Consider the following 20,248-nt stretch of genomic DNA (forward strand, 5'->3'; position numbering starts at 1 on the left):
GCCCCAACGTCAAGGTGAACGCCGGCGGCAGCCCCGGCAACGGCACCGGCCAGGCCGCCGAAGGGCCACTGCTGCCGGGGCATGCGGTGGCGGAGGTAAGTGAGGCTATACCGCCAACCTCGCTGCCCAAGCTCAAGGACTACCAGCTAAGCGAGGCGGCCATCATGCCGCTGTGCGGCAAGATCAATGACACCCAGTGCACCCGTGAGGACTGCCCATGTCTGGCTGGTTAAACCAACTCGCCGAACGCTCTAAGGCCGTTGATAGCCTCTCAGCCTTAACAACCGATAAGCGCGGTTTTGTAGTGCTTGATCAACGCCGTTCGCCTGAGCAGTGCAGGCCATTATTGGGGCTGTCAGGCAAACAGGATTTTTTGACGCTATTTGCAGGAACCTCGCCCTCACCACTTATAGAAGCAAGCCCGTGGCTAGTGGAAATCGACCAAGGAAGCGAGGCTTGGCATTACGCTGAAGCGCTCTGCCAAAAGCGCTTGGGGTGGATGTGTCTTCCCTCTTCAGACCAAACCCTGCAAAGCATCGCCAACCATTTGCGTACTCTGTTTGTGTTAGATGACCCGCACGGCGGAAAGTCGCTCATCAATCTACAGCAGCCCGCCGTGTGTATGGCACTGCTTGCCAGCGTCGCCTTCAACGCTTACAGCTACTGGTTGAGCCTGTTTCAACTGGTAGCAACGCCCACGCCACAAGGCCAATGGCTTGTTTGGCAGCCACTTGCCGCGACTCCTGCCGTACTCGATGAATGGCAGTTGACCACCGAGATGGAAGTGGCTTTGAAAGAAAGCCAGCAGGCATGGTGGCTGAGTGAGCATTCAAGTGAAGGTCTTACGACGCTACCTTATCAATGGGTGGAACGTCTGAGTGTATGTGTCAATACCGGTATTACTAAAGGCAGATACTTGATTAGGCTCTTACCCATTATTCAGCAAGCCGATGAAGCAGCCTGGCAGCGAGTTGAACAGCTACTAAGTGAGTCAGAACTAGTAGGCATCCAGCGCATTAAAGCAGTGGAGAAATTGCATGACGGCCAATAGCCAAGGTAGTTCTAACTCCCCACTCGTATTAGGCTCTATCGAACCAGAAACCTACCAAGGCGCTGTTGAATCGCCTTCAGGCATGGTCTGCGAGGATAAGTGTTGGGCCGATATTATTTACCTGACCGGTACCGGGGATTTCTGGCTGTTGACGCAAGACGTGGCAGACGCTTTACATGAAGCATCGGAGGAGCTGTCTGATTGGGTTTCAACAGACGACCCCGAGCAACGTCTTCGTCATTTGGCAGAAGACGCCGGTCTTGTCGAGTGCTTTCTACCGGCGCGTCCAGAGAACTTTCTGGATAATGGCGAACGGCAAAGCGCAAAACAAAAGTTAGAGCGTTTGGCTGAGCTACTGAATGCAGATCGCAGCGAGGACGAAGAGGTCGATGCAGGCCGGCGAGTCAGCGAATATCGACCATTACTTGAAAATGGGTTTCTTTGACTCTCCCCTCTCATTGTCTCGGGTTCGTATGCCTGGGACCGACTCACACGCCCTGAGGAATCTCATCTCATATCTGAGCTACACGCGCTTTACCAAACAGGTACCGAAAAAGCTAAAGAGGCTGGTTACGTACTGGATGGAGGGCGTTACTTTGGCCCTTGGGAAGAGGAAATCGAGAAGGCGTTAGACACTTACCGTCAATGCCGTCAGCAAGTTATTCGTGAGGTGATTTCTATATCGGATCCTGGGGAGTTGAAACCGGTTCGGGAAGCGTTGACGGAGTATCAGGCTTTTCTTGAGGATTGTGAGTCCATGTCGCCAGTGGATTCTTCACGTTGTGATGTACTTGGCGATTACTTTCAGCAAGAAGCCGAGCAGTTAAGTGCCGAGGTTTCGGCATATCAAATGAGTATTCTAAAGCTAGCCACATTGGGTGTTGCGACACCCGAATGGGCTCTTGCCAATGCAACCACCAAGCGTATGCAAGGGCGCCTGACTCCGGGCCTGAATGCGTTTGATTATTACAACATGAAATTAAAAGAAGCTGCTGATCTCTTCAATGAGGTTGAAGACAAATTATCTGAGTGGGCGACCGCAACGGCCCGAAATGCGCAGTTACCCCTTCACTTGTTCAGTCAAGAGCGGGAAGACTTTCAAGAGCTGACTGACGAACTGGATGCGCTTTACGAACTCGCCGAGTCTCAGGTAGCGCAAATGTATCCACAGAGGGTGCTTTTTTGGAACGCGGATATAGATGATCAGCGCCATGCGCTTGGATATCAGCGTCAGTCCATTGATGTATTAGTACGTAACGACTTCCCTCTTAGAGAGTTTAGTTCTCCTTTAGGCGCGCGCTCCTTGAGCCATGTCAGTTTGCGGCACTTGATGCGTGAAATGCCTGATGAAGAGCGTACGCGGTTAGAACAGCGCCTAGAGCAGGATGGCGTACTACCCGCCACATTATGGGAAGCCAACGAAACGGCGTTAACGAGTTGGCTTGGGAGGCGAGGTTGCGAACGGCTAGAGCGGCAAGCCGATTGGTTTGAAGAGCCGCTGGGCTTTTTCCTGCCGGATCAGCTTTTTTCAACCATCGCATCGCAAGGTCATACCGTTGAATCACTAGAAGATGACGATGCCAAAGAGCGCTGGAAAGATACTTTAGAGAGAATCATCTTTACTGGTCCCAGTCGAGAAAAGCTGCGCTTGTTCGATGCCAGTGCACAAGCGCAGATGTTACGTTTGGTGGGAATGCCACATACCGAATTAAACGAAGCGTTGGGCATTCATTTTGAAGAGCCCGTCACGTTGATTGACCGCAATACCACTTTAAAAGTGTTTGAGCTGGAAGAAGTAGATACTTCATCCAAGGTCGATGCATCGGGTAGCGTCAATAATAATCCTGGTGACCTAGGAGCCCAAGTAAGTGGTGGTGTTAATCAGCAGCTTTCCATTAAAGGTAAGTTCAATCTGGCGCGAGGCGAGATCAGCTTGGGGACTCTGCATTTGCCCGAGGAAGCCAGCGCACAACCTTTTTACGCACTATTAAGCGAAAATGAAGGGGAGCGGCGTGATCTAGGCTGCTATTCATTGCAGATATCTGCCGTGGCTAAAGGATTTGCTGGCGCTTCACTTGCACTTATCTCACAAACGGGGCTCAGTTTCGATCACAAGGGTGTCAAGATTACAGGTACCGAGTGGGCTGAGCGCGAGGCAGAGGGCGCGAAGCTCAAGGCGTTCGCCGGTGCTTCGCTCGGCATGCAAACCTCCTGTTCTCTGCGCTGGAAGCCTCCGATGGACCTTACCCGCCAGTTGCCTCAACTGGCCGATCAGGATTGGCTGTCGCTCAGTGCCCAGCAAAACAGTCTGGAAAGTTGGCGCTCTTTAGGGAAAGCGGTACTGGGCCTGGAAGCTAACGGCGGTATTGGCGGTGAGCTTGGCATGCGTCTCGGCATTCATCAGGGCAAGTTCGTCGCTTACTGCCGTGCCAAACTGGTCGCGGGTGTCGGTGCTGGAGGGCAAATTGCTATCGAATTGGACCCCAAGCAGCTCAACCTCTGGATGATGATGTTAAGCCAAGCTTTGCGTGACAACGATTACGCCTTTGTCGACTGGGTAGACGAGGATGCCTTCGAAGGGTTCAGTAATCTCGCTTACTTGGCAACTACCACGCTTCTGGATGTGGGCTTGCTGGCTGTTCAGGGTGTTGACGGCATTCGCCGTCTTTATGAACTGATGACTCAGAGTGATAGGGCCGGATTGATCGCTTCAGATGCAACTGGTAACCCTGAGATAGCTTCTGAGCTTTCTTCATGGGTGCAACATCTTCCCCCTGAGGCATTAGGCCCTCTGCTGAATACACTGATAACTTCGCCTGGATGGTTGGGTTATGGCTTAACCGATGAACACAAACAGGCGATTGATATACAGCAAATTGCCATCGCCAACTGCCTCGAGTGGCTGGAGGAGGGCTATACATCTGATGACCACTTTGATCGTGACGCCGCGAAACACCTTTTTGAACGATCGGTAGCGCGCATGACCCAATCAGGCCACTTCAGTAGTCAATCCTCTTGGGTCGAAGCCTACTGCCATAATCGCGAAGCGTTAGATGCGTTTATGCAAAGAGATGGCAAGGGCGAGAATGGAGTAAATGACGCAAAGCAAAGTTACTTTGCGATCTCTAGCCGATTAGGTACCGATATTGACGAGTATCGTGAGGCTTATTCAACAAGGCGTGGAACTCGGATACGCTATCGTGAAAATTAAATGGATATTTAAATATATGTTATACAATAAAATTGTGTTGGTTACGTTGATGATTTTATCATTCAATACTTGGGCGTTACCAGCGGATGTTCAAGCCACTAAAGATGAGGGTATGCGTCTTTATAATATTGGACATTCAACAGATGCCATGCATTATTTACGTCAAGCCGCTGAAGCTGGCGATGTAGAAGCCATGTATTACATGGGAGAGTCAGAGCGGCGCCAGAATATGTTGGGCATGACCACGGAGGCAATGGAATGGTATCTCAAAGCCGCTGAGCAAGGCGATCCCTATTCGATGCTTCATCTATTTAGAGGCGGGGCCTGTATAGCGGGTGATCGATGCCCAGAAGATAATGAAGGTTGGAGAGAGGCGGCGCTGGATGCCACCTTACCCAAAGCCGAAGACGGTGACCCCGAAGCAATGCTTGCGATGTACCACATCTATTCCAGTTTCCATTCTTCCCGATTGACGTGGTTTTATCATGTGTTGGGCATTCCAAATCGAGCCAGCAAATGGCTAAAAAGTGCCGCCGAAGCAGGTCTTCCCGAAGCCCAAACTCTGTTGGGTAACCAAATTATGGAGGGCAGAGGCTGGTACTTTACCAATAATCGAAGGCTGGCAGCTGCTGAAAGGTGGCTTCGCCAAGCGGCGGAACAAGATTACGTGCCTGCAATGAATAGCCTGGGTGGATTAATGAGAAAGAGAGAAGCATATCCAGAGGCGATGGGATGGTATATAGCGGCTTCTGAACAAGGTCATCTGAATGGAAGAATGCGTTTAGCTAGCTGCTACATAGACCCCAGTGAAGACCCCACTTGTGAGAACATTATACAGGATCGTATAAAAGGCTGGGCAATTTATTACGCTATTAATCAAGAGTTAGATAGTACTGCTTCTAGAAGAAGTCTAAATCTGAGACACGATTTATTAACAAAAAATGAACGGCTCGAAGGAGAAGAGCTTGCAGAAGAATGGTTGAGTAAAAAGCCCCCACTATCAAAGTTTCCACCTCGACTTGGGTATTAAGTTTAAGCATGTCAAAAGCAAGCTGTTGGGCATACTCCTTATTTACCCTAATCTTATATTCGATCAATAGCTGGGCACTGCCAGCAAATATTCAGGCCGCTAAAGATGAAGGAATGCGTCTTTACAATATTGGACATTCTACAGACGCCATGCCTTATTTGCGTCAAGCCGCTGAAGCTGGCGATGTAGAAGCCATGTATTACATGGGAGAGTCAGAGCGGCGTCAGCATATGTTGGGCATGACCACGGAGGCGATGGAGTGGTATCCGCAGGCACTTGTTAAATGGGAGTTAAGTGAAATGGTGCTGCCTACGCCAATGCTGGATCAATATGAAGCGTATAGCGAAGAAGATCATGGGGTGTTTCCCGAGCGCAATAGTCTTACCGTCGCTAATCCTTTTGAAGCCCTCATACGTTACTTCGGCAAGGATCAGGAGCCGCAGTACTGGTATACAGAGGAGTTTCAAGTATGAATAAAACTGTTTCCTCTGCCTATACGTCAGGTGTCTATAAAAGCGAAACAATCCCCCCGTTGCCGGAAGCACCTAAGAAAAGAGAACGCGTAGGCGAAGAGCTTTTGCCTTTTGGTGATTATGCCTATATCGACCCCTATCTGCAGATCTGTGCGGATGCGGAGCTGGTTCAGCATATGGAGCAAAAAGATAAGCAATTTTATGAATTAGATGATTGGTGGTGGGATCATCTAAGAATACGCTTTATCAAAAGCCAATTAGGGCTATCAGCATTATTAATGGCATTCCCCGTTTTATATTTCGTTTTTTTACAAGCTTTTTTTTTATGGTTATTCTTTAACCTACTGCGCCCCCTATTGGATCATGGTGGAGTAATAGGATTTATCTCGATGCTAATTATCTTTGGTGGCGGTGTCTTGATTTCTGGAATCATAGGTGCCTACACCTGCCAGTCTGTAATGAATGGCATTATTCGAGGCGGCGCTTATCTTGCAAAACCTTTGAATAGGTGGTTGGCTAAGCAAGGCAATAGCTATATGGAAAACCGCCAAAGTGAACTCAACCGCCAAACGGGTATGGTGAGCTTTGCCCAAGGTAAGAAAAAGACGCCACTCATTGCTCCCTTCATCGAATTTGATGGTTATGTCGAGCGAGTGGTTCAACGGGGCGGTATCTTTTACCGGCTGATGTTCGTGCTTCGCTACACGGGTAAGCAGTTCAACCAGACATCGCTCAGTGCCATCGTGGATCATCAGCATGAAGTCCGCGCGACGTGGGACATGCTGCAACGCTATATGGACGTTAGCCAGCCATTACCAGATATCCCGCGATTGGAGCCCTTTCGCCACCTTGATCACACTACTGCTGAATATGACCGGCAAACCGGGCGCGATCCTCGATACTGGCGAGACCTTGATCTAGAAACATGGAAAGCAAATGAAGGGGCAGCAAAGCGCCAAGCCCAAGTCAATTTCCCTTGGAATCGCCAGCGTTGCAAGCTCACGCCTCAACTTGGCCAAATCGAGATGGCGGCTTATCAGGCAAAAAATGCTGCATCAGCGACATAAGTTACTAGAGAGGACTAGGGAAGATGGTGCTGCCCACGCCAATGCTGGATCAATATGAAGCGTATAGCGAAGAAGATCATGGCTCTTTTCCCGAACGTGCTGACTCTACTGTCGATAACCCCTTTAGCGCTCTAATACGCTACTTCAGTAATCAGCAGGATCCGCAGTATTGGTATACCAGAGAATTTAAAGTATGAATAAAGCTGCTTCCTCTACCTATACGTCAGGTGCTTATAAAAGCGAAACAATCCCCCCCTTGCCGGAAGCGCCTAAGAAAAGAGGACGCGTAGGCGAAGAGCTTTTGCCTTTTGGTGATTATGCTTATATCGATCCCTATCAGCAGGCCTGTGCAGATGCAGAGTTGGTTCAGCATATGGAGCAAAAAGATAAGCAATTCTATGAATCAGATGCTTGGTGGTGGACCCATCAACGGATACTCTTTATAAAGAGCCAGTTAGGGTTGTCCATATTGTTAATGGCCTTTCCAGTGTTATATTTCTTTTTACTCTTAACTCTTCCTTACTGGTTGGCTACTAGGATTCTAAACCCTATTTTTGAATATAATGGTCTTCTTGGAATGTTTGTCGCACTAGTGATTTTAGGAGGAGGGGTTTTAGCCGCTGGAATAATCGGGGCTTATACTTGTCAATCAGTTATGAACGGTCTTGTTCGAGGCGGCGCTTATCTTGCAAAACCTTTGAAAGGGCTGCTGGCTAAGCAAGGCCATAGCTATATGGAAAACCGCCAAAGTGAACTCAACCGCCAAACGGGTATGATGAGCTTTGCCCAAGGCAAGAAAAAGCCACCGCTCGTTGCGCACTTTGTAGAATTTGATGCTTATGTCGAGCGAGTGGTTCAACGGGGCGGTATCTTTTACCGGCTGATGTTCGTGCACCGCTACACGGGTAAGCAGTTCAACCAGACATCGCTCAGTGCCATTGTGGATCATCAGCATGAAGTCCGCGCGACGTGGGACATGCTGCAACGCTATATGGACGTCAGCCAGCCATTACCCGATGTTCCGCGATTGGAGCCCTTTCGCCACCTTGACCCCACCACGGCTGAACATGACCGGCAAGCCGGGCGCGATCCTCGATACTGGCGAGACCTTGATCTAGAAACATGGAAAGCAAATGAAGGGGCAGCAAAGCGCCAAGCCCAAGTCGATTTCCCTTGGAATCGCCAGCGCTGCAAACTCACACCTCAGCTTGGCAAGATCGAGATGGCGGCTTATCAAGCAAAAAATGCGGCAACTACGATATAAGTGATTACTGTTGCATGATTGGCTTAACTTGGAGCCTCCTCTCCCCTATTTTCCCGAGAAATTTGGGCCATAAGAGGGCGCAATTCAACCACGCCGCTGGTTTGACCGCTGGCGGGAAGCGAACCGCCCTGCCCGCTTCTAGCGTCGTTTTCGTTCGCGGCGAATCATCCTGACGCGCTCTTTGGCTTTTTTTGGGGTCGACAGCGGAGCTGCCATATCGTCATGTGTTTTAGGCGGTACCGTGACCCAGGCAAATACCGGCAGCGCCAAGTGCCAGTGAATGGCTGCCAACCGCAAACCAAGCGTCACGCTGATGGAAGCCGCAATCGCCAGAATAAGCGGCGCCGCGACTGCCTGCATCACCACATAAACGATCCCCCCGGCCATGGCTGCCGTGGCGTAAATCTCCTCGCGCAGCACCATGGGGACCCGCTGGGCAAGCACATCACGAATCATGCCACCTGCTACCCCCGTCATCATCCCCATCAACACCGCCACCATCCCCCCGTTTCCCAGTAATAGCGCTTTATGGGTGCCAATCACGGTAAACAGTGCCAGTCCGAAAGCATCGGCCACCGGCAAAAAACCACGCGAAAGGCGGTGGATATAGTGAAACCCGACCAGCGATACGCTTACCGTCGCTAAAATTACCCACAAGTAGGTTGGATCGGTTACCCAAAAAACCGGCCGTATGCCCAGCATTAAATCACGCAGGGTACCCCCACCTATGCCGGTTACTGCGGCCAATACCAGCATACCTATCGGGTCCATACGTGAGCGGCACGCCAGCATCACCCCAGACAGCGCAAACACAATAACACCTGTCATATCCAGCCAATACACTACGCCCGACACCTGCTTCTCCTTGTGAGCTATCGTTTAGCAGACTGAATTTTCAAATCAATAGAGTTAAAAGCCGTCCAACGGTTATTGAAGCAAGCAGGATAGCATTAAAGCAGTTAATTATTATTGCTTATACGACCACTAATTAAGAAGACTTAACCCTCCCTCTCAGGTACGCTGTTAAGATAACTTTTTAAAAGGAGGCGCTATGGACTGGAGCCCGGCATATAGCTGGTTGGTACTTGCTCTGCTGCTGAGTTTGGCAGAGTTAACCTCCGGTGCAATGGTATTACTTGCCTTGGGGATAGCGGCCGCGCTTACCGCTACCGTCACTATGCTGGGGTTAACACTCCCTTGGCAATTGCTGAGCATGAGCGTTTTTACCGGCGTTCTGGTGCCTGTCTGCGTGATGATCATCCGACCCCGTTTCTCCCCTCGCGGCGTGGCCTACGGCACCACGGGCACGGGTGTGGAGAAAGGTAACCACTACACGACACTTCGCCGCGATTTTGATGACGCCACCGGGGTTAAAATCAATGGCGATTTTTACCGAATAAGGGTACTGGAAAGTGGCAAAACAGAGCTTCCCAGCGGAACATCGGTCGTGTTTAGACGCTTTGAAGGTACCACTGCCCTGGTCACGCTACATCAGCCTGCCGATATCATGCCTGAACAAGATAACTCTCACCGCAAGGAACCTTAACCATGGATTTACCCATTAGCCCAGGTTTGTTAATCAGCCTTATTATCGTCGTTATTGCGGTCATCATCATTTCCAAAGGCTTGATCATTATTCGTCAATCCGAAGTCATGGTCGTTGAGCGTCTCGGCTCTTTTCACCGGGTTCTTGAAAGTGGCATCAATATTATCATTCCGTTTATAGAGCAGCCTCGCGCCATTACCATGCTGCGTTATCGCAAAATGGGCGAGGAGTACACTGCGATCACTTCTGACGAAACCCGTATTGATCGTCGCGAAACCGTCATGGATTTCCCCGGCCAGCCAGTAGTGACCACCGATAACGTCACGGTGCGTATTAATGGCGCGCTCTACTACCAGATCATCGACCCTAAGCGAGCTGTGTATGAGGTCGCGAACATGAGCCAAGCGGTAGAAGTGTTGGCCAAGACTACCTTGCGCTCCGTGGTCGGCAAAATGGAACTGGATAAGCTGTTTGAATCGCGGGCGGAAGTGAATAACGAGATTCAATCCGCCATGGAAGAGCCTGCGTCTAAATGGGGGGTCAAGATTTCTCGGGTTGAGGTGCAGGATATTGCAATGCCTGAAGAGGTGGAAACCGCCATGCGCCTTCAGATGGCCGCTGAACGGAAGCGACGCGCCACGGTAACAGAAGCAGAAGGCGAAAAATCGGCCGCCATTGCCATGGCCCAAGGCCAGCGTGAATCTTCCATTCTCAATGCGCAGGGCGACAAGGAGTCAGCGATCCTGCGAGCTCAAGGTGAGCAGGAATCTATCAAGCTGGTTCTGAACGCCATTGGCGACAGTGAAGAGAATAAACGCACGGTGGTGGGTTATCTGCTCGGTCAGAGCTATATCAAAGTGTTACCCAATATGGCGAAAGATGGCGAGCGCGTATTCGTGCCCTATGAATCTTCAGCGCTACTTGGCTCGATGGGTATGTTCCGTGAAATGGCCGGATCGCCGGACGACGCCGTAGCGAACCATCTCAAGAACCGTACCCATGAAGGCGATTTACGCAGCGGGATAATCGGTGGCGCCTCTAGCGGTCACTAACCATTGCATCAGTATCTTCATGCACGCTGGGCCCTGGTGGCCCAGCGTTTTTATCTAGTTTTTAAAGCGCGACCAAGCGTTGAAGAACCCTTAATCACCTCTTTCATTTTTTAGTTAAACTAGGCTAACCCTCGGTATTTTGCACCATACTGGGTCAATCAAATGGCTTAATCGGTTGATACTTTCATCAGAGGAAGGACCGCTTGTCAGCATTTAGCCCTCTCCTTATGCGGTTACGTGATTACACACTGTGCCATTACATGGTGCTAATGGTGATCGTTGCCACACTGATGTATTCCGAGACACTACAAGCCCATACCCCGCCTCAACAACCGCTAAATAGTTGGGAGTATCGCTGGGGAGACTCTCCCGTTGATGTGAATGGCCTGCCGCTTTGGCTACGTAGCGATGTCAGCGGCTGGCAATCAGTCACGTCGCCTTCCAATCCACCAGGACGAGGGGACCACGAGCATCTTTGGCTAAGAACCAAGCTGCCTCCTGGGGAATGGAATGATCCTGTACTTTACATCACCAGCATTAATCTGATCGGCCAGGCCTACCTAAACGATCAACTGATTTATCAGTATGGTGAATTTGATGAGCAGGGACGGGGCGCGTTTGCGGGCTGGCCCTGGCACATTATCAATTTACCGTCAGATGCTAATGGTCAAGTACTGACCTTCCGCCTTTACTCCTACTACACCAGCATCGGCCTTTGGGGCGAAGTAAAAATAATGGAGCGCCTTGATGTACTAAAGCAGGTCATCCATGAATCGACGCAGGATTTAGCCGTCAGCGCGCTGGTATTGGTCTTAGCGCTATTGGCAACCATTTTTATGGTAATAGGGCCTGAACGGCGCGGCTTTGGAGCGATCGCACTATTTGCCTACGCCTCGGGGCTGATGCTGATTGCAGAGACGCCTGCGCGTCAATTAATTGCCGAAGGAGCCCTGGCCTGGGATACCCTGCGCGCAGGCAGCTACTATATGCTTCCTGTGGCCCTTGCATTACTGTTAAGTCATTGGCTGGAAGGCGCTCCCAAGCGGTGGCTAACACGCCTCTGGAAGCTACATTTAGCCTATTTCGTGTTTGCCATTGGCTTGGTACAGATGGGTGCGATTAGCCTCTCGATAACTTTTCCGGTGTTCGATGTCCTGCTGGCTGTATCACTTCCCATTATGGTAGTGCTCGCGCTGCTGCGTTTTCCTAAGCTCACGCTTGAGCAACGTTTATTGGTGTTGAGTTTTGCCTTTTTCGCGCCACTTTTGGTTGCCGATATGCTTGTCGCCCATGGCTTTATTTCGTGGCGGCCCATCTCACTTAGCTACGGGATACTGGCGTTCACGCTCGCTAACGCCGCCATTTCTTTATGCCATTATCGCCGTATACAGCTAGCGCTCTCGACCGCTAACGAAACGCTTGAGTATCAAGTAGCGGCACGCACAGCAGAACTTGATCGCCTCGTTCAAGAGCTAGAAGGTCTCTCGTTTGAAGACTACCTTACCGGTCTGAATAACCGACGCCATTTCAACCTGCTATTCGAACAAGCGTGTCATGAAGCCCAACAGCGTAAAAGTGAACTATCGCTGCTAATGCTGGATATCGATTATTTTAAACACGTCAACGACCACTTTGGTCATGCTGCTGGTGATGCGGTGCTGGTAGACATCGCCTCAATGCTCAAACAACATTTTGGAGACCTGGGCGTGATCTGCCGTGTTGGAGGGGAAGAGTTTGTCGTCCTGTTATCAACGACTCCGCTAACCGTGGCTGACAATTACGCCAATGCTTTACTAACATCAGTATCGCAGCAGTCATTTTATTATCATGGCGAATCACTGGGGAGAATCACCCTCTCTTGTGGCGTGGCTTCCTATCCAGACCACACTCATGACCCGCAACAACTTCTTAAACTTGCGGATGAAGCGCTTTACAACGCAAAACGCAGCGGCCGTAACCGCTGCGCCATGTGGGCTGAGTCGGTTGAAACACAGGGTTTTACCCTAGGCAACGAGCAACCGGAATAGCCATCATCACTGACCGCCTTGAAGCATTTACGTCGTCGCCAGAAAGTGATCGATGAACACGGCATAATCTTGCTCAACACAATCAGCATACGCTACCGCCAAGGTAGCAATCACACCGACAAACTGCTCTTCACGCCCTTTTAATCGCTGACCAACGGCTTTAGCAAACCGCGTTGGGTCACCCTGATTAAGCGACTGCGCTCCGCGCAGGTGTTCGCGGGCAAGAATCTCTCCCCACTGCTTGGCCAGCTTTCGATACGACTTAGCGCCCGATAGCTTATGCGTAGGGAAGTCTTTCTTAAAAGGTGAGCGTTCACGAACCGAAAATACCTTGCCGTTCATGGTTAACCAGCCGAGATAGGCATCAGGGTGCTCGGCAATGGCATGGAAGGCCGCCGCATGACGGATGCCTTCATTAGGAAACAACTTACGCCACGCCTGCTGCTGTGCTTTGGTCATTAGATGAAATGCTTCCGGCATTACCTGCTCTTTGACATCTAAAATGATGTCATCATGCTCATGCTCAACGCCGCCTTCGATCAATACGTAATAGCGCTCTGTCCCCAACGAACCGGTGCCTGCGTCTAAGCGTCGTGCGGTGTCCTTGACACGAAAATGGTGAGGATCGCTCTCTTTGATGGCGTGTTGAAGCGTTTGTTGGTACTCCTGTTCAATTAAGCGACGCAATTGGCTGGCCACATCGGCTGGCAAGTTGGCGAGTTTGCCAGGCCGCTCGGCGAACTGACGGCCTTTATGCTCATCCAGAACCGTCCATTTTTCGAGCATACGCGCGCGGTTTTGCTTATCGGCCACTTTATTCATGAAGGGCTTTAATGGACCACTGGCGCTGTCGAGCGTTACAGCATGAATGGGTTTATCTTCAACATGCGTTTTATAGTAACCCTCTATCAACGCCTTCAACGCTTTATTGATCGATTTGGTATCCAGCTCAGCATTCTCGCGGCCATCCAACACGACGCTAATGGCCAGGCGCCACACATCGTATTGATAGTCGCCAATCAACGCATCATCAAAGTCATCCATGCCATAGCGCACTTGGTCATCGTGGTGACCATAGGCGCCAAAATTATAGACGTGCGCATCTCCTTGTAGCCATGTTTGGGTTTCAGGCCAGCCACCAAAAAGCGCAAAACGCCAATCGTGCCAAACGTCATGCCAGTAAAGATGGTTACTGCCACGGAAAAACCGATAGGGAGATGCCGCCATCTTGGCGTACTTAGCTTGGCGTGTTGCCGTGGCCAACGCCTTATTAGCCTGATCAATAGCCTCAATCACTTGCTGAGGGCGGTTGTGTCCAGTCAGTGCATGGCTCATCGCGTTGCCTTTGTTGATACAAGTGTTGATGCGTGAAAACTGTCTTCAGCCAGCGTAAACGATAAACATTAAAAGATTAAGACAACGGCTTGCCTAGACGCGTCAAGCCACGCGGGGCCGCGATACGAAAGAAGCGCTCAACCACCTCAGCCTGAGTGGCAGGCGTTATCAGCGTCACCGCTATAAAGACCGGCAGGTTGATCATTAGCCCCCAGAAACCGGCATGGATCCCCAGCGGATGCGGCCACAGCGTGGTAAACGCAACGGTGACCAGAAAGCCCGCCACGATGCCTGCCATGACGCCTAACCGTGATGCACGGGGCCAGAAGAACATACCGATAAACGCTGGCAGCACTTGTGAAGCAAATCCCAGCCCCACCAACAGAATCATCACCAAGCTGCCCGGCTCGGCAATGGCTAACGGGGCGATGACCAACGCCATGATGGGCAGAATCATCAGCCGCGCCAGTTTGCCGGTCGTCGCGTTTGAAAGCGTAAGCAGCGGTTGAAGCACGTCTTTGCTTAATGACAGCGATACGGAGTGGATAAACGGCTCGCTGGAAGACATGGCGGCCGCCAGTGTACCGGCGCCGAGTAACCCCACCAGCACCACCGGTAGTTGCTGCATGGCGTATTCGAGTACCACGGTATCGGCCCGGGCCAGCTCAGGCAGCGAAAAAATCCCGATAAAGCCGACAATCACCATGGGCAATATCACCACGTAATAAGTGGGTAGCCAGGTCGCGCTGCGGCGGATGGTGCGTGCCGAAGAAGCGCTCATCCACTGGGTCCATACCGGCGGCATGAACGAGAACATCGAGACGATGATTGAGGTGGTCCAGAAGCGGTAGCTCATGTCGTCCCCTGCCCCAGGCAGGGTCAAGAACTCAGGATGCTCAGCCTGGATGCGCCCAAACACGCCCGTAAAGTTCAACCCGCCGGTGGCATTGTGCACCGCCCACAGGCCTACCGCCCAGGCAACCACCAGCATCAGCACCCCCTGGAACGCATTGGTACGGCCAATCGCCCGTTGCCCGCTGGCATACAGATAAACAGCGATACAGGCCAGCACCAGCACCACGCCCACCCAAACCGGAATCAAACCGCCGCTCATGACAAACAGAATATACGCCGAGCCAATAGTTTGTAGCACCGCATAGGCAATAGAGCCAATGGCCATTACCAGGGCAGCTAGCCCACCAAGCACCGGACTCTGGTAGCGGTCGGCTATCGCGCTTGCCTGGGTAACGTGACCAAATTCGGCGCCGAACTGCCAAACCTTGGGGCCAAAGTACCAGGCGATCAGCGCAAGGTAAGCGAGATAAGTGGCCACATAAAAGACTGCCACACCCTTTGAGTAAGCCCAGCCCGGGGCGCCCATAAAGGTATAGGCGCTGACACTACCGGCGGCAATGAGCAGGTAAAGCGTCACCGGGCCCATACTACGTCCGGCCACGCCCCACTCCTCCAGGCTGTTCATATTGGTGCCCCGTCGTCTAGCGCGCAGTCCTATCAACATGGCGATGGCGACATAGGTCAAGGTAATTATCAGTGGCCAAGGACTATTCATGGTCGTCGCGCTCCACAATGCGGTTGCCGATTAGCATCACGACGACGCAGGCAAAAATAATTAGATAGCTCCACACCACCATTAGCGGCAGGCCCAAGACCAAGGTCGCCCGGTTGACCCAACCAATTACCGGCCAGATTCCCATCGCCACCAGTGCCACAAAAGCAATCATCAGCCCCCACCCCGCCCGGGTGGTAGGCAGTACCAGAAAGCGATGCATAAAGATTCTCCAATCGTTTTATTGTTTCATTTTACAGAACGTTAGAGAGGAACGTGAAAGAAGGCGCCAGCGCAAGGAAGCGCAATGAGTTTGTATAGCGGGCAGGCCAGTATCGACTATAAAGCCTACCTGCCATGGGCACGCCGTTGCATGCCCGCTATTTTGTGTAGCCTTAACTCACCAGGTGCTCATGTACTGACTAGCTGGCGCCGCATGATCGTCACATGCTCGCCACGATACTCAACATCCTCGACCGCTTGCCAGCCTAATCGCTGATAGAGCGCCTGCTGGTCAGGAGTGTACAGGTAGAAATGCTCTAGACCGCAGGCCTGGGCCTCAGCCTCCACTCGTCGAACCAGCGCAGAGGCAATACCCTGGCCGCGCCATTCAGGCACGACAAACAACGAGGCAAGCCAGGGGGTCAATGCCGGGCGCGTGCTCATGTCATTGGCAATCAGGCAGGCAGTGCCTACCGGGGTTTCTCCATGAATCGCAACAAAAAGAGAAGGTACGCCGCTTTCACCACACTGGTGTCGGGTATCCTTAATGGCCTGGGCCAGCGTGTTGCCTGGATACAAATTTCCCCAGGCTGCGAATGTCCAGCCTGCCACTACGTCAGCATTAGGATCGTCGGCTCTTAGCCGCTGGAGGGTGATACCGATTGGCATGAATAGGGCCCTATCTTTATTAGCACAAGCAAATATAGTAGCGATATAGGGTAAGGCAGGCCAGCGTTGATAATGTATACACACTCCGCAAGTCATTTGAATACAGGATTCTTAACCTCTTAAGTGCTAGTGTAAATTAAATAACTTTGAATAAAGACTCACGAATGCAACCTTCATTAAGACGCACACATCGTCTTGCAATGGCAACCATTGCGCCGCGAATTTTTGCCTTTTGCCATACCTTCGGGTTAACCGTATGGATTGCCGTGGTAGAAGGCAGCGGCTGGACACTTATCCTGCCTGGGTTGCTGCTGCTTCTATGGCCCGCAGTCGCCTATGCACTTGCGGCAAATGCCCAGAACTCTAAGCGTGCCGAATTCAGAAATCTCCTCTACGACAGCCTGCTATTTGGATTTTGGTGCAGCGTGCTGGATTTTTACGTTTTAGCCACCATCACCATTGGGCTTGCCTGCTTGATGAACAATTTAGTGGTCGGCGGTGTACGAAAGATGCTTGTTTCAGCCGTACTTTTTACTGCCGCCGCCTTCATTGGAAGCGCTCTAACGGGTTTCAATTTCCGTCCCTATGTCAGCAACACCTTAGACATCTACCAATGGGCAGGAGCAGTCGTCTATTTTTTAACCATAGGTCGTGTCACGTACAGTCAGAATCGCCAGATCGGCCGTAGCATTGGCGAAATCAAGTTTCAGAACCGAGTCTTTCACGCTCTACTTGAGCTTGGGACAGTGGCCAATCGCGCGACCACTATCGATCACCTGTTGGATGGCTCCTTAAGTAATCTAAATGCTCATTTCCCCGACTACGGCTTTGCTATCTTTTTACAAGAACGGCAACGTTGTGAAGTGACACGTTATGCAGCTACTGCGGGGCTAACGCTAAAAGATGAACAACGCATAAAGCAGCTATTTGCCAGCGTTCACGGACAAAAGGATCAGCCAGACACGTTGCCACCCATAGATGAAGGCGAAAATCTATATGTTATGTCCATGGAGGGCCGTCTCATTTTGTATGAAGGTTGGCTAATAATGAAAGCTCCCAACCGAGACGATGCCTTGGAGCAAATACTTTCCCTATTTGCCGACCAACTGGCGGCCGCTACCGAAAATAAATTGCTACATCTGGAATTGAAAAAAACCGCTGAGCGTGACGGGCTCACCGGTGTGTATAACCGAGGCTTCTTTGAATCGGCCCTGCAAATGAGTATTCAGGGCAAGGAGAAGACGCCGAGCCTGGATTTCGCTGTACTGATGATGGATGTCGACAGGCTCAAAGAAGTGAATGACCATTATGGGCATGTGGCAGGCGATCAACTAATTTCGAGCGTTGCCCATTATCTGCAACTTCACTGCAGAGACAGTGACATCCTGGCGCGCTACGGCGGCGACGAGTTCGTCATTCTGTTTCCCTCTGCCGACCTGACAGCAGCCAAGCGCATGGCTAACCGGATCAGGGAAAACCTGCCCGACCAGCATTGCACCATTGACACCGCTATTGATGAACGCGTAGAGCTAGCGCTTCATTTGAGCTTGGGATTCGCCAGTTCCAGCGAGGCGCCTCCTCTGCAGGTGTTTGCGCTGGCAGACGAGCGCATGTACAAAGATAAGAGCCAGCGCAGCAACCCAAGACGCAAATGAGCTATACATAAAGAGCAAGGCATAAAGGGCTAGGCATAAAGAGCAAGGCCGCGATATAGACGTCTTCCTATCAACTAGGGTTCAGTGGCCTCCCCCAGGTATCACCATGCAGCAGCTCGTGCAAAGGTAGCCGTTCACGCCAACCTTTGGCTTCAAGCTCAGGCTGGCCCAGAAACTCGCTCACATAACCCAGGCAGAGATAGGCAACCGGATAAACATGCTCCGGCAGGTTCAGAGCTTTACTTAGCTGCGCTTGATCAAGAATGCTTACCCAGCCAACCCCGACGCCTTCAGCGCGAGCCGCTAACCATAGATTTTGGACCGCCAAGCAGGTACTGAACAGGTCGGTCTCCATGATGCTGTTGCGCCCCAGCACGTGGGGGCCGCCCCGACGGCGATCACAGGTAATGCAGAGATTGAGAGGGCTTTCCAAAATGCCTTGAAGCTTGAGTCCACGATAAAGATTCTTACGCTCGCCAGTATAACGCTCGGCGGCCTTATCGTTTTCTTGCTCGAACAATGCCAGGATCGACGCCCTCACCTCTCGGCTTTCAATGACGATGAAGTCCCAGGGCTGCATAAACCCGACTGAAGGAGCGTGATGGGCCGCCTGAAGAAGACGCTCAAGCACATCCAACGGAATCGGGTCGGGAAGAAATTGCGAGCGCACATCGCGTCGCTCATGAATGGCGCGGTAGACGCCGCGTCGTTCTGTCTCGGAAAAAGCGTTATTACCAGTCGTCATTATGCAGGCCAAGCCTTGTCATGAGGGCATGTATTCGCCCGCCTGGGAGGTCCAGGCAGGCAGACAAAACACATCAACATATCCTACATCGGCTCGATTGATAAAACTCAATCGCTTTCTAAGCACAGGGTGCTTTCTCAGAACTTCATGTTGTCTTAGAACGTCCTCTTGTCACAAAAGCATGGCGCCGATTTAAAACCTGGTGTTGTTTAAAACCTGGTGTTGTTTAAAACATAGTATTGTTGTTGGCGAAAGGTGCCGGCACGGCCTGAATGACATCCCAGTGCTCGACAATCATGCCATCTTCAACGCGGAAAATATCCACCACGGCTTCACCAGCGTCATCTTCACCATTGGTAGAGTGAACGTGCAGCCAGACCAAGTCACCATCCGCTGCGCTACGTACGATACGGGCTTGAGATTCCGGGTTATCGGCATAGAAACCGGTAAAGTAAGAGACAAACGGTTCTTTGCCATCCGGCACATCGGGGTTGTGCTGAATATAATCTTCAGCAATCACCTCTGCCGCTTCTTCGGTTTCATGCGCATTGAAAAAACGCTCATAAAAGGTCACTACCAGTTCTCTATTGGCTTCTTCGGCCGCGACATCGCGCTCGTTGGCTTGGGCCAAGACGCCACTCGAGAGCGAGGCAGAGAGTAGCAATGCTGACACTGATAAAATAGTTTTCTTAAACATGGGTAGGCTCCTGTTAATAACCAACGGTAAAACGTTCACGAATATGCTGAGGCTTCTCAAGCTCATCCACCAAGGCAATCGCGTAATCTTCGAAGGAAATACGGCTTCCCTGGTCACTGACCAGCAGCTCATCTTTGCCTAAACGAAATACACCGGTACGCTCGCCAGGTTCAAACTCGGCAGAGGGCGATAGAAACGACCATTCCAGGTCATTAGCCTGCTGCAACTTCTCAAGAAATACGCCTCCCTTAGAGGCTTCCGGCTTGTACTCTTCGGGGAAATCGGGCTGGTCGATAACACGCTCTCCTGGTGCTACTAGCAAGCTACCCGCACCGCCCACGACTAGGTAGCGTTTCACGCCAGCGTGCTGGACGGCACCAATCAGCTTATCGGGATCGCTGGTCGAGAAAGGCACTGCGCTGATGACGGCATCGTGGCCTTTTAACACCTCTGCAAGTGCCACTGGGTCGTGGGCATCACCCTTAACAGCACAACTGCCTGGTAATTCACTAATCTTTTCCGGGTGACGAGCGATCGCAGTGACTTTATGTCCGCGATCAGCAAGTTCTTTCAGAATACACGCACCGGCATTGCCGGAAGCGCCAACAAGCGCGATGTTAGCCATGGTAAAACCCTC

The 20,248-nt window shown here is 51.4% G+C and carries 19 protein-coding genes and 1 pseudogene; 12 read left to right on the forward strand and 8 right to left on the reverse strand.

Going from position 1 to position 20,248, the window contains the following annotated elements; genetic code table 11:
* The 8 genes and pseudogenes from ACFFLD_RS04075 to ACFFLD_RS04110 form a co-directional block, all read left to right on the forward strand.
* Window positions 1–233, forward strand: a pseudogene (locus ACFFLD_RS04075) (type VI secretion system tip protein VgrG); the annotation flags it as partial.
* Window positions 218–1,051 (forward strand): DUF4123 domain-containing protein, encoded by an 834-nt coding sequence (locus ACFFLD_RS04080; RefSeq protein ID WP_386036947.1) that lies wholly within the window; start codon window positions 218–220, stop codon window positions 1,049–1,051. The pseudogene ACFFLD_RS04075 and the gene ACFFLD_RS04080, both read left to right, overlap by 16 nt.
* Window positions 1,038–1,496 carry a hypothetical protein gene (locus tag ACFFLD_RS04085; protein WP_386036949.1) on the forward strand — a complete coding sequence of 153 codons (459 nt, stop codon included), beginning with the start codon at window positions 1,038–1,040 and terminating at the stop codon, window positions 1,494–1,496. The genes ACFFLD_RS04080 and ACFFLD_RS04085 overlap by 14 nt, the downstream gene beginning before the upstream one ends.
* 312 nt (window positions 1,497–1,808) lie before the next feature.
* Entirely contained in the window at window positions 1,809–4,262 is a 2,454-nt protein-coding gene (locus ACFFLD_RS04090; RefSeq protein WP_386036952.1) for a hypothetical protein, read from the forward strand.
* On the forward strand, window positions 4,252–5,292 hold the full coding sequence (locus ACFFLD_RS04095) for a tetratricopeptide repeat protein (protein ID WP_386036955.1): 1,041 nt from the start codon (window positions 4,252–4,254) through the stop codon (window positions 5,290–5,292). Before ACFFLD_RS04090 ends, ACFFLD_RS04095 begins: the two co-directional genes overlap by 11 nt.
* Window positions 5,293–5,405: 113 nt before the next feature.
* The gene (locus ACFFLD_RS04100; protein ID WP_386036958.1) at window positions 5,406–5,765 is read left to right on the forward strand and encodes a hypothetical protein; all 360 of its coding nucleotides are present in this window, start codon (window positions 5,406–5,408) and stop codon (window positions 5,763–5,765) included.
* Window positions 5,762–6,832 carry a hypothetical protein gene (locus ACFFLD_RS04105; protein ID WP_386036961.1) on the forward strand — a complete coding sequence of 357 codons (1,071 nt, stop codon included), beginning with the start codon at window positions 5,762–5,764 and terminating at the stop codon, window positions 6,830–6,832. Before ACFFLD_RS04100 ends, ACFFLD_RS04105 begins: the two co-directional genes overlap by 4 nt.
* A 193-nt stretch (window positions 6,833–7,025) precedes the next feature.
* Complete coding sequence (locus tag ACFFLD_RS04110) at window positions 7,026–8,096, forward strand: hypothetical protein (protein ID WP_386036964.1); 1,071 nt, start codon at window positions 7,026–7,028, stop codon at window positions 8,094–8,096.
* 138 nt (window positions 8,097–8,234) lie between these two features.
* Here ACFFLD_RS04110 and ACFFLD_RS04115 read toward each other — a convergent pair whose 3' ends face one another.
* Window positions 8,235–8,951 carry a trimeric intracellular cation channel family protein gene (locus ACFFLD_RS04115; protein ID WP_386036967.1) on the reverse strand — a complete coding sequence of 239 codons (717 nt, stop codon included), beginning with the start codon at window positions 8,949–8,951 and terminating at the stop codon, window positions 8,235–8,237.
* Window positions 8,952–9,147: 196 nt separating this feature from the next.
* Here ACFFLD_RS04115 and ACFFLD_RS04120 point away from each other — a divergent pair, with 196 nt between their 5' ends.
* The 3 genes from ACFFLD_RS04120 (at window position 9,148) to ACFFLD_RS04130 (ending at window position 12,721) form a co-directional block, all read left to right on the forward strand.
* On the forward strand, window positions 9,148–9,642 hold the full coding sequence (locus ACFFLD_RS04120) for a nodulation efficiency, NfeD-like protein (protein ID WP_386036970.1): 495 nt from the start codon (window positions 9,148–9,150) through the stop codon (window positions 9,640–9,642).
* A gap of 2 nt (window positions 9,643–9,644) precedes the next feature.
* Complete coding sequence (locus tag ACFFLD_RS04125) at window positions 9,645–10,694, forward strand: SPFH domain-containing protein (RefSeq protein ID WP_386036973.1); 1,050 nt, start codon at window positions 9,645–9,647, stop codon at window positions 10,692–10,694.
* A gap of 203 nt (window positions 10,695–10,897) precedes the next feature.
* A complete protein-coding gene (locus ACFFLD_RS04130; protein WP_386036976.1) occupies window positions 10,898–12,721 on the forward strand; it encodes a GGDEF domain-containing protein in 1,824 nt (607 codons plus the stop codon).
* A gap of 27 nt (window positions 12,722–12,748) precedes the next feature.
* On the opposite strand, the gene ACFFLD_RS04135 is transcribed toward ACFFLD_RS04130, so the two are convergent.
* The 4 genes from ACFFLD_RS04135 to ACFFLD_RS04150 form a co-directional block, all read right to left on the reverse strand.
* Entirely contained in the window at window positions 12,749–14,056 is a 1,308-nt protein-coding gene (locus tag ACFFLD_RS04135; protein ID WP_386036979.1) for a DUF2252 domain-containing protein, read from the reverse strand.
* Between the two features lie 76 nt (window positions 14,057–14,132).
* Complete coding sequence (locus tag ACFFLD_RS04140; protein WP_386036982.1) at window positions 14,133–15,626, reverse strand: sodium:solute symporter family protein; 1,494 nt, start codon at window positions 15,624–15,626, stop codon at window positions 14,133–14,135.
* Window positions 15,619–15,846, reverse strand: a complete 228-nt coding sequence (locus ACFFLD_RS04145) for a hypothetical protein (protein ID WP_386036985.1) — start codon at window positions 15,844–15,846, stop codon at window positions 15,619–15,621. Before ACFFLD_RS04145 ends, ACFFLD_RS04140 begins: the two co-directional genes overlap by 8 nt.
* 188 nt (window positions 15,847–16,034) lie before the next feature.
* Window positions 16,035–16,514: a GNAT family N-acetyltransferase gene (locus ACFFLD_RS04150; RefSeq protein WP_386036988.1), complete on the reverse strand. Its 480-nt coding sequence runs from the start codon at window positions 16,512–16,514 to the stop codon at window positions 16,035–16,037.
* 266 nt (window positions 16,515–16,780) lie between these two features.
* Here ACFFLD_RS04150 and ACFFLD_RS04155 point away from each other — a divergent pair, with 266 nt between their 5' ends.
* Window positions 16,781–18,169 carry a sensor domain-containing diguanylate cyclase gene (locus ACFFLD_RS04155; RefSeq protein WP_386036991.1) on the forward strand — a complete coding sequence of 463 codons (1,389 nt, stop codon included), beginning with the start codon at window positions 16,781–16,783 and terminating at the stop codon, window positions 18,167–18,169.
* A gap of 70 nt (window positions 18,170–18,239) precedes the next feature.
* Here the strand turns inward: ACFFLD_RS04155 and bluB are convergent, their stop codons facing one another.
* The 3 genes from bluB to ACFFLD_RS04170 all read right to left on the reverse strand — a co-directional run bounded on the left by bluB (window position 18,240) and on the right by ACFFLD_RS04170 (window position 20,236).
* Entirely contained in the window at window positions 18,240–18,914 is a 675-nt protein-coding gene (gene bluB, locus ACFFLD_RS04160) for a 5,6-dimethylbenzimidazole synthase (protein ID WP_386036994.1), read from the reverse strand.
* Window positions 18,915–19,140: 226 nt separating this feature from the next.
* Window positions 19,141–19,611: a nuclear transport factor 2 family protein gene (locus tag ACFFLD_RS04165; protein ID WP_386036997.1), complete on the reverse strand. Its 471-nt coding sequence runs from the start codon at window positions 19,609–19,611 to the stop codon at window positions 19,141–19,143.
* A gap of 13 nt (window positions 19,612–19,624) precedes the next feature.
* On the reverse strand, window positions 19,625–20,236 hold the full coding sequence (locus tag ACFFLD_RS04170) for an NAD(P)-dependent oxidoreductase (protein ID WP_386037000.1): 612 nt from the start codon (window positions 20,234–20,236) through the stop codon (window positions 19,625–19,627).
* Between the last annotated feature and the right edge of the window lie 12 nt (window positions 20,237–20,248).

The organism is Vreelandella sulfidaeris (genome assembly GCF_042429665.1).
Taxonomy (GTDB): domain Bacteria; phylum Pseudomonadota; class Gammaproteobacteria; order Pseudomonadales; family Halomonadaceae; genus Vreelandella.